This is a genomic window from Kitasatospora sp. NPDC058243, from assembly GCF_042882025.1.
Taxonomy (GTDB): Bacteria; Actinomycetota; Actinomycetes; order Streptomycetales; family Streptomycetaceae; genus Kitasatospora.
The window spans coordinates 1-7,309 of sequence record NZ_JBHVWW010000002.1; the positions used below are offsets into that span (position 1 = coordinate 1).

At 73.9% G+C, this 7,309-nt stretch carries 5 protein-coding genes and 1 pseudogene; 3 read left to right on the forward strand and 3 right to left on the reverse strand.

The window, feature by feature from the left end:
- Nucleotides 1-209 precede the first annotated feature (209 nt).
- The gene (locus ACFVX9_RS01700; RefSeq protein ID WP_063349086.1) at nucleotides 210-806 is read left to right on the forward strand and encodes a TetR/AcrR family transcriptional regulator; all 597 of its coding nucleotides are present in this window, start codon (nucleotides 210-212) and stop codon (nucleotides 804-806) included.
- 591 nt (nucleotides 807-1,397) lie between these two features.
- On the opposite strand, the pseudogene ACFVX9_RS01705 reads toward ACFVX9_RS01700, so the two are convergent.
- From ACFVX9_RS01705 to ACFVX9_RS01715, 3 genes and pseudogenes are all read right to left on the reverse strand, one after another.
- Nucleotides 1,398-2,555, reverse strand: a pseudogene (locus ACFVX9_RS01705) (diguanylate cyclase domain-containing protein); the annotation flags it as partial.
- A gap of 440 nt (nucleotides 2,556-2,995) precedes the next feature.
- Nucleotides 2,996-4,120 (reverse strand): adenylate/guanylate cyclase domain-containing protein, encoded by a 1,125-nt coding sequence (locus ACFVX9_RS01710; protein ID WP_063349085.1) that lies wholly within the window; start codon nucleotides 4,118-4,120, stop codon nucleotides 2,996-2,998.
- 169 nt (nucleotides 4,121-4,289) lie between these two features.
- On the reverse strand, nucleotides 4,290-5,183 hold the full coding sequence (locus ACFVX9_RS01715) for a biotin--[acetyl-CoA-carboxylase] ligase (protein ID WP_063351348.1): 894 nt from the start codon (nucleotides 5,181-5,183) through the stop codon (nucleotides 4,290-4,292).
- Nucleotides 5,184-5,424: 241 nt separating this feature from the next.
- Here ACFVX9_RS01715 and ACFVX9_RS01720 point away from each other — a divergent pair, with 241 nt between their 5' ends.
- Together ACFVX9_RS01720 and ACFVX9_RS01725 are read left to right on the forward strand one after the other, a co-directional pair.
- Nucleotides 5,425-7,014 carry an acyl-CoA carboxylase subunit beta gene (locus ACFVX9_RS01720; protein ID WP_380485375.1) on the forward strand — a complete coding sequence of 530 codons (1,590 nt, stop codon included), beginning with the start codon at nucleotides 5,425-5,427 and terminating at the stop codon, nucleotides 7,012-7,014.
- A 24-nt stretch (nucleotides 7,015-7,038) separates the two neighbouring features.
- The gene (locus ACFVX9_RS01725) at nucleotides 7,039-7,260 is read left to right on the forward strand and encodes an acyl-CoA carboxylase epsilon subunit (protein WP_350877317.1); all 222 of its coding nucleotides are present in this window, start codon (nucleotides 7,039-7,041) and stop codon (nucleotides 7,258-7,260) included.
- Nucleotides 7,261-7,309 lie beyond the last annotated feature (49 nt).

Genomic DNA, 7,309 nt, shown 5'->3' on the forward strand with positions numbered 1-7,309 from the left:
GAACGTGCTGTGGGCGCTCCTGCGCGACAACCGGATCTTCACCTCCGCCCCACCGGTCGCGCAGGCATCTTGACTTCATCATTGAGACTCCAGGGTCCAGAATGAGACGAGACGGTCCGTCTCGCTGGCGCCGCTCCAGCATGGTCCGGGGCCCGACGCCACGTCAAGACGATACGATCCGTCTCGCTACTTCGCTTAGAATTTCCACCATGGCCCACAGAACCGCCCCCGACCCGGCCCGCCGCAGCGAACGCTCCCGCGCCGCCGTCCTCACCGCCGCCGCCGAACTCGTCGCCGACGTCGGCTTCGGCAAGCTCACCATCGAGGCGATCGCCGCCCGGGCCGGCGTCGGCAAGCAGACCATCTACCGCTGGTGGCCCTCCAAGGGCGCCGTCGTCTTCGACGCCTTCCTCGCCGCCAACGAGCACGAGGGCAGCCTCGCCCTCCCCGACACCGGCGACCTCGCCGCCGACCTGCGGGCCGTCCTGCGCCCCGCCGCCGACGAGCTCACCGACCCCGCCCTCGACCGCACCTACCGCGCCCTCACCGCCGAGCTGCTCAACGACCCGGCCCTGTACGCCGACTACCGCACTCGCCTGCTGGACCCGCTCCTCGACGTCACCCGCGAGCGCCTGCGCAGCGCCCGCGAGGCCGGCCAGCTCGCCCCCGACGCGGACCTCGACCTCGCCCTCGAACTCCTCTACGGCCCGCTCCACTACCGCTGGCTCTACCGCCTCGGCCCGCTCGACCACGCCCACGCCGACCGCCTGGTCGAGGCGGTCCTGCGCGCCCTCGGGCGAGCCTGACCGCACCGGCCGCCCGCCCCGGCCTCACACCACCGGGGGCGAGGCCGCGCCCGCCAGGGCGACGGCCACCAGGGCGCGCATGGCGAAAGCGGCCTGGCCGAGCGGCAGGGTGGCGTCGTCGGCGAAGAGTTCGACGAGCCAGCCGCCGGCCGGGTTCTGGCCGCCGGCGGCGACCATGCCGCGGTAGCCGGAGACGACCAGCATGGCCTCCTCGGCCGGGTCGTTGCCGGCCGCGCCGGCGCGCAGGGCGAAGGCGCCGCCGCGGACGGCGCGGCGGGTCATCGGGTAGTGGCGCAGGTCGAAGACGGCGTCCGGGGCCTCGATCTGGGCCCGCTGGGTCTCGGCGCGGGTGCTGCTGGGGCCCCTGGTCATCCGGTAGACGGCGTGCTGGGCGGTGCGCATGAGGTGGGAGCCGGGCGGGACGTAGGAGACCCACCAGCCGACGGCGTCGAGCAGCCGGGCGGAGGCCTCGGCGACGACGACGAGCTTGCCGAGGGTGTCGGCGGGGTGGACGGCCCGGGCGGCGGCGGCCTGGTCGAGGGCCGCGAGGACGGCGGTGAGCAGCTGGCCCGGGTCGGCACTGTGCGCGGCGCCCCGGAAGCGCCGCCGGTCGCACGCCCCGGCCCGGCCGGGGCGGGCGCCGCGTCCGTCGGCCCGGTGGTGCGGGTCGGCGGCGTCGGCGAGCAGCACGGTGGGGTCGGGCGAGAAGCCGGGGCCGTGGCTGCGCCCGGCGACGACGGGGTGGGCGGCGCGGGCGGCCTTGGCCCGGTACTGGGCGGCGTCGGCGAGCCGGAAGAGCCGGTCGGGGGTGGTGACCGGGCCGATGGAGTCGCCGGTGGAGGCGACGCCGCAGGCGACGCCCTCGCCCTCGGACAGGGCGAGGGCCCGGGCGCAGAGCTCCTCGGCGACGGCGACGACCTCGTCGGCCTTCTGCCCTTCGGCGAGCAGGCAGAACTCGTCGCCGCCGAGGCGGGCGGCGAGGCTGCCGGGGAGTTTGGCCGCGGCGACCGAGAGCTGGTGGGCGAACCGTTCGAGCAGCCGGTCGCCCATTTCGTGGCCGAGCTGGTCGTTGACCCGCTTGAGGCCGTTGACGTCGCAGACGACGAGCGAGACCACGGTGTTGTCCCGGTTGTGCGCCGTCAGGGCGCTCTCCAGCCGGGTGTCGACGGCGCGCCGGTTGGCGAGGCCGGTGAGCGGGTCGGAGAAGGCGAGTTTGCGCAGGTCGGCGAGGCGTTCGGTCTGGGCGAGGCCGGCCGAGATCTGGGCCGCGAGCAGGGTCGCGTAGTCGGCGTCGGCGGCGGCGAACTCGGGCTTGCCGACGCTGCGGGCCAGGTACAGCTCGCCCCAGGCCTGCCCGTGCAGGACGATCGGGGCGACCACGCAGCAGGCGCGGCCGCGCCGGCGCAGCGCCGCGGCGCGTTCCTGGCAGTACGCGCCGGCGGTGGGGTGGGCGTGCCCGGCATGCGGTTCGGCGTTCTCGGCGGTCTGCAGCCAGGCCCGCGGGAGGCGCCCGGTGGTCCAGCGCTCCTCCAGATAGGTGACGATCTCGGGGAAGTCGGCGACGGGGTAGGACTCGTCCTCGGGCAGTTCCTCCTCGCCGGGCGCGAGCTCCCCGTGGTTGACCAGGACCCGGAGCCGGCCGGATTCGCGGTCCCAGACGGAGACGGCCGCCATGGTCGCCCCGAGCGCCTCGGTGGCGCGGGCGGCGGCGGCCCGGACGGCCTCCAGCGGGGTGAGCGCGCCGGCCATGTCCTGGGCCAGCTCGACCACGGACTGCAGCCGTAGGTCGGGCAGTTGGCCGGCCGGCTGCGGGCCGCCGCAGTCGCAGCCGCGGTCCGTCATGATCGCCTCACTGCTCACCGGCTCGCCTCGCTCCCTGTGCTCGGTCCTGCCGGACCCCCGACGGCGGCCGCACCCACCCGGCCGCTTTCACCAAGACTATGGCGGTTTCGTTCGGTTATGCCCCGTTTGCCGGGGCGGACCCGCAACCGGCCGTACGGGTTTCAACCGTTCGGCACCCCAAGCATCGGGACCGGCCCGGGGCCGCGTCCTGGAAAAGGCCGGGGAAGGCCGGAAAGGCCCGGGAAAAGCCGGGAAGGGCACAGGAGAAGACCGGAAGGGGCCCGGAAGAGACCGGGAAGGGTCCGGGAGAGGCGTGAGAAGGGCCCGGGAGGGGCAGGGGCGGAGTCCTACTCCGGCTTCAGCCGCCGCGACAGCAGCCACGGCTCGACCAGCCCGAGCCCGCGCACCGGCCGGCGCCACATCGGCTGCAGGTGGAACCGGTGCCCGGCGTCCAGGCCCGGCACCGGCAGGCCCGAGGCGGGCATCCCGGCGGCGGCCGACAGCGCCTCGGCGAGGCCGGGGCCGTCCGCGTCCGGCGGGGCCACGCTGCCGTACTGCTCCAGCGCGGCGGCGAACTCGCCGTCGATCAGCACCGCGTCCTTGGGTGCGATCGAGGTGAGCCGGCTGGCCAGGTTCACGGTGGTGCCGAAGACGTCGCCCATCCGCGAGGTGACCGTGCCGAAGGCCATGCCGACCCGCAGCGCGGGGATGCTCTCGTCCTCGGCGAGGGCCTCGATCAGGCTGAGCGCGATCTCGGCGGCGGTGACCGGGTCCTCGGAGACGTAGAGGATCTCGTCGCCGAGGGTCTTGATGACCCGGCCGCCCTGCCCGGCGATCAGGTCCGAACAGGTGTTCTCGAAGGTCTCGACGAGTTCGCCGAGCTCCTCCTCCTCCAGCCGCCGCGACAGCCGGGTGAAGCCGACCAGGTCGGCGAAGCCCACGGCGAGGCGGCCGCTGGTGATCTCGTTGTCCTCGGCGGCCTGGACCACCCGGCCGGTGACGGCGGCGAGCTGGCGGCGCCAGACGTACACCAGGAACTGCTCCAGCTCCGGCAGCAGCAGCTCGACCAGCGGGTAGGCGACGTCGGCGCGGGTCAGGCCGGGTTCGACGGCCTGGGTGAGGTTCTCCAGGAAGGTGTCCATCTGCCAGCCGGCCAGCCGGGCGGTGGTCTGGCCGGTGGAGCGGGCCACCTGGATCGCCATCGACTCGCTGAGCAGGCCGGACTCGACCAGGCCGGCGAGCCGGCGCAGGGCGATCACGTCGCCGTCGGTGAGGGCCCGGGACTGGCCGATGTCGGGGAAGCCCATGGCCCGCCAGAAGCGGGTCGCCAGCTCCATCGGGACGTCTGCGGCCCGCGCGGCCTGGTACGGGGTGTAGCGGCGTGGCGCGTCCAGGATCAGGCGTTCCAGTTCGAGCGCGACCGTGGGGTCGTGGGTCCCCGATGTCGCGCCGCTGCTGCCGTCCTCTGCCACCGGTCCGTCCCCGTGCGGTCGCCGCACTTGCCTCGTGTCCTGCCTGTCCGGGCGCGCCCGCCACCCGGCGGGCAGTGGCGCGCCTCACACCGCTGCCAGGTGGAATGTTCGCACGGAATCGCGTGATCCGGGGCATCAGCCCGGGTCAAGGAGAGGTGAAGAGTGCCGTTCAGCGGGGCTCGGGGCGCACGTGGACGACGTCCCCCGCGCCGACCGCCCGGCGTGCGCCGTCGGGGGTGCGGACCACCAGGCGGCCGTCGCCGTCGATCGCCACCGCCTCGCCGACCAGCTCCCGGTCGCCCGGCAGGTGCACCTTCACCTGGCGGCCGAGCGTGGTGCAGCGGTCCGCGTAGGCGCGGAGCAGCTCGCTGGTGTGCGGGTCGCCGGCGGCGGCCGTCCAGGTGCGGTACAGCCCGGCGAACTCGCGCAGCAGGGCGCGCAGCAGGGTGGACCGGTCGGTGACCTCGGCACCGGCCAGCGCGAGCGAGGCGGCGGTGGGGACGGGCAGCTCCGGCTCGCGCAGCGAGACGTTGATGCCGAGGCCGGCGACCACGGCGCCGCCGCTCAGCTCGGTGAGGATGCCGCCGAGCTTGCGCTCCGCGCCGTCGATCTCCACCTGGAGGTCGTTGGGCCACTTCAGCCCGACCTCGACCCCGGCGACCCGGCTCAGCGTGCTGGCGGTGGCCACCCCGACCAGGATCGGCAGCCAGCCGTAGCGTTCGACCGGCACCTCCTCGGGGCGCAGCAGGACGGACAGGAACAGCCCGGAGCGGGCCGGGGCGCTCCACTGGCGTTCCAGTCGGCCGCGCCCGGCGTTCTGCACCTCGGCGACCAGCACCGCGCCCTGCGGGGCGCCGGCCCGGGCGCGGGCGGCGAGGTCGTTGTTGGTGGAGCCGGTCTCGGCGACGACGTCCACCGAGGTCCAGAGCCCGTCCGGGACCAGCAGGTCGCGGCGCAGCGCGGCCTCGTCCAGCGGCGGGCGGTCCAGGTCGGTCCACGGCGACGGCCCGGCGTGGCCGAAACCGCGCAGTCCACTGCGGCGGGGGGAGTCGGGTGCGGTCATGGTCCAGAACACTAGGGCGTGTCAGGTCGCATGGGGCGTAGGCCGCCCCATCGTCCCGCAGAACGCGCGTTGACACACTGTGTCGATGGCCATAACGCCAGGACATGACGTCCGGGCCGGTGCGCTGGCTACGCTACCCAACGGTAGTTCGCAGCGCCGCCCTGCCCTCATGCGCGGGCCCCCACTCCGGCCCGCGCGCACTCGAACAGGTCGCGGCCCATGGATCAGGGAGAGCCACCGGATGACCGAGGCGCCGTACGACCCCCACACCACCGCCGGCAAGCTCGCCGACCTGCGGCGCAGGCTCGACGAGGCGGTGCACTCCGGCTCCGCCGCGGCCGTGGAGAAGCAGCACGCCAAGGGCAAGCTGACGGCCCGCGAGCGGGTCGCGGAGCTGCTGGACGAGGGCTCCTTCGTCGAGTTCGACGAGTTCGCCCGGCATCGCTCGACGAACTTCGGGCAGGAGCGGAACCGCCCGTACGGCGACGGCGTGGTGACCGGCTACGGCACCGTGGACGGCCGCCAGGTCGCCGTCTTCGCCCAGGACTTCACCGTGTTCGGCGGCTCCCTGGGCGAGGTGTTCGGCGAGAAGATCGTCAAGGTGATGGACTTCGCGCTGAAGACCGGCTGCCCGGTCATCGGCATCAACGACTCCGGCGGCGCCCGGATCCAGGAGGGCGTGGTCTCGCTCGGCCTGTACGGCGAGATCTTCCGCCGCAACGTGCACGCCTCGGGCGTGATCCCGCAGATCTCGCTGATCATGGGCCCCTGCGCGGGCGGCGCGGTGTACTCCCCCGCGATCACCGACTTCGTGGTGATGGCCGACCGGACCTCGCACATGTTCATCACCGGCCCGGACGTGATCAAGACCGTGACCGGCGAGGACGTCGGCATGGAGGAGCTGGGCGGCGCCCGCACCCACAACAGCAAGTCCGGCAACGCGCACTACCTGGCCACCGACGAGAAGGAGGCCGTCGAGTACGTCAAGAGCCTGCTCTCGTACCTGCCCTCCAACAACCTGTCGGACCCGCCGTCCTACCCCGAGCAGGCGGACCTCACCGTCACCGACGAGGACCTCGAACTCGACGCCATCGTGCCGGACTCGGCGAACCAGCCGTACGACATGCGCAAGGTGATCGAGCACATCGTCGACGACGGCGAGTTCCTGGAGACCCAGCCGCTGTACGCGGGCAACATCATCACCGGCTTCGGCCGGGTCGAGGGCCAGTCCGTCGGCATCGTCGGCAACCAGCCGATGGACCTGGCCGGCTGCCTGGACATCAACGCCAGCGAGAAGGCCGCCCGCTTCATCCGGACCTGCGACTCCTTCAACATCCCGGTGCTGACCTTCGTCGACGTGCCCGGCTTCCTGCCCGGCACCGAGCAGGAGTGGGACGGCATCATCCGCCGCGGCGCCAAGCTGATCTACGCCTACGCCGAGGCGACCGTCCCGCTGATCACCGTGATCACCCGCAAGGCCTTCGGCGGCGCGTACGACGTCATGGGCTCCAAGCACCTGGGCGCCGACCTCAACCTGGCCTGGCCGACCGCGCAGATCGCGGTGATGGGCGCGCAGGGCGCGGTCAACATCCTGCACCGGCGGGAGATCGCCGAGGCCGAGGCGGCGGGCGGTGCCGAGCAGAAGCGGGCCGAGCTGATCGCCTCGTACGAGGACACCCTGCTGAACCCGTACCTGGCGGCCGAGCGCGGCTACGTGGACGCGGTGATCCCGCCGAGCGAGACCCGCCGGCACATCGTCCGGGGTCTGCGGGCGCTGCGCGGCAAGCGCGAGGTGCTGCCGCCGAAGAAGCACGGCAACATCCCCCTGTAGGCCCTCGTCGGGAGAGAATGAGCCATGGCACCGATCCACGTGCTGCACGGGCAGCCGACCCCCGAGGAGCTCGCCGCCGTCCTGGCGGTGGTCCAGGCCCGGGCCGCCGCCGCGCAGGCAGCCGCCGAGGCGGCGCGCCGGGCCGGTGCCGGCCCGGCCGCCCCCTGGAACGACCGCTCCCGCCTGTTCCGCCAGGCCGTCCACCCGGGCGTCAACGCCTGGCGGACGTCCGGCTGGGCGAGCTGAACCGCCCGGTGCGGGGGGGGGGGGGGGTAGTTCCAGGCCCCCCATCCCC

Excerpts from the sequence above, each read along its gene's own strand:
- ACFVX9_RS01700 (WP_063349086.1), top strand. The coding sequence starts at position 210 with ATGGCCCACAGAACCGCCCCCGACCCGGCCCGCCGCAGCGAACGCTCC.
- ACFVX9_RS01715 (WP_063351348.1), bottom strand. The coding sequence starts at position 5,183 with ATGACCGCACCCGACTCCCCCCGCCGCAGTGGACTGCGCGGTTTCGGC.
- ACFVX9_RS01720 (WP_380485375.1), top strand. The coding sequence starts at position 5,425 with ATGACCGAGGCGCCGTACGACCCCCACACCACCGCCGGCAAGCTCGCC.
- ACFVX9_RS01725 (WP_350877317.1), top strand. The coding sequence starts at position 7,039 with ATGGCACCGATCCACGTGCTGCACGGGCAGCCGACCCCCGAGGAGCTC.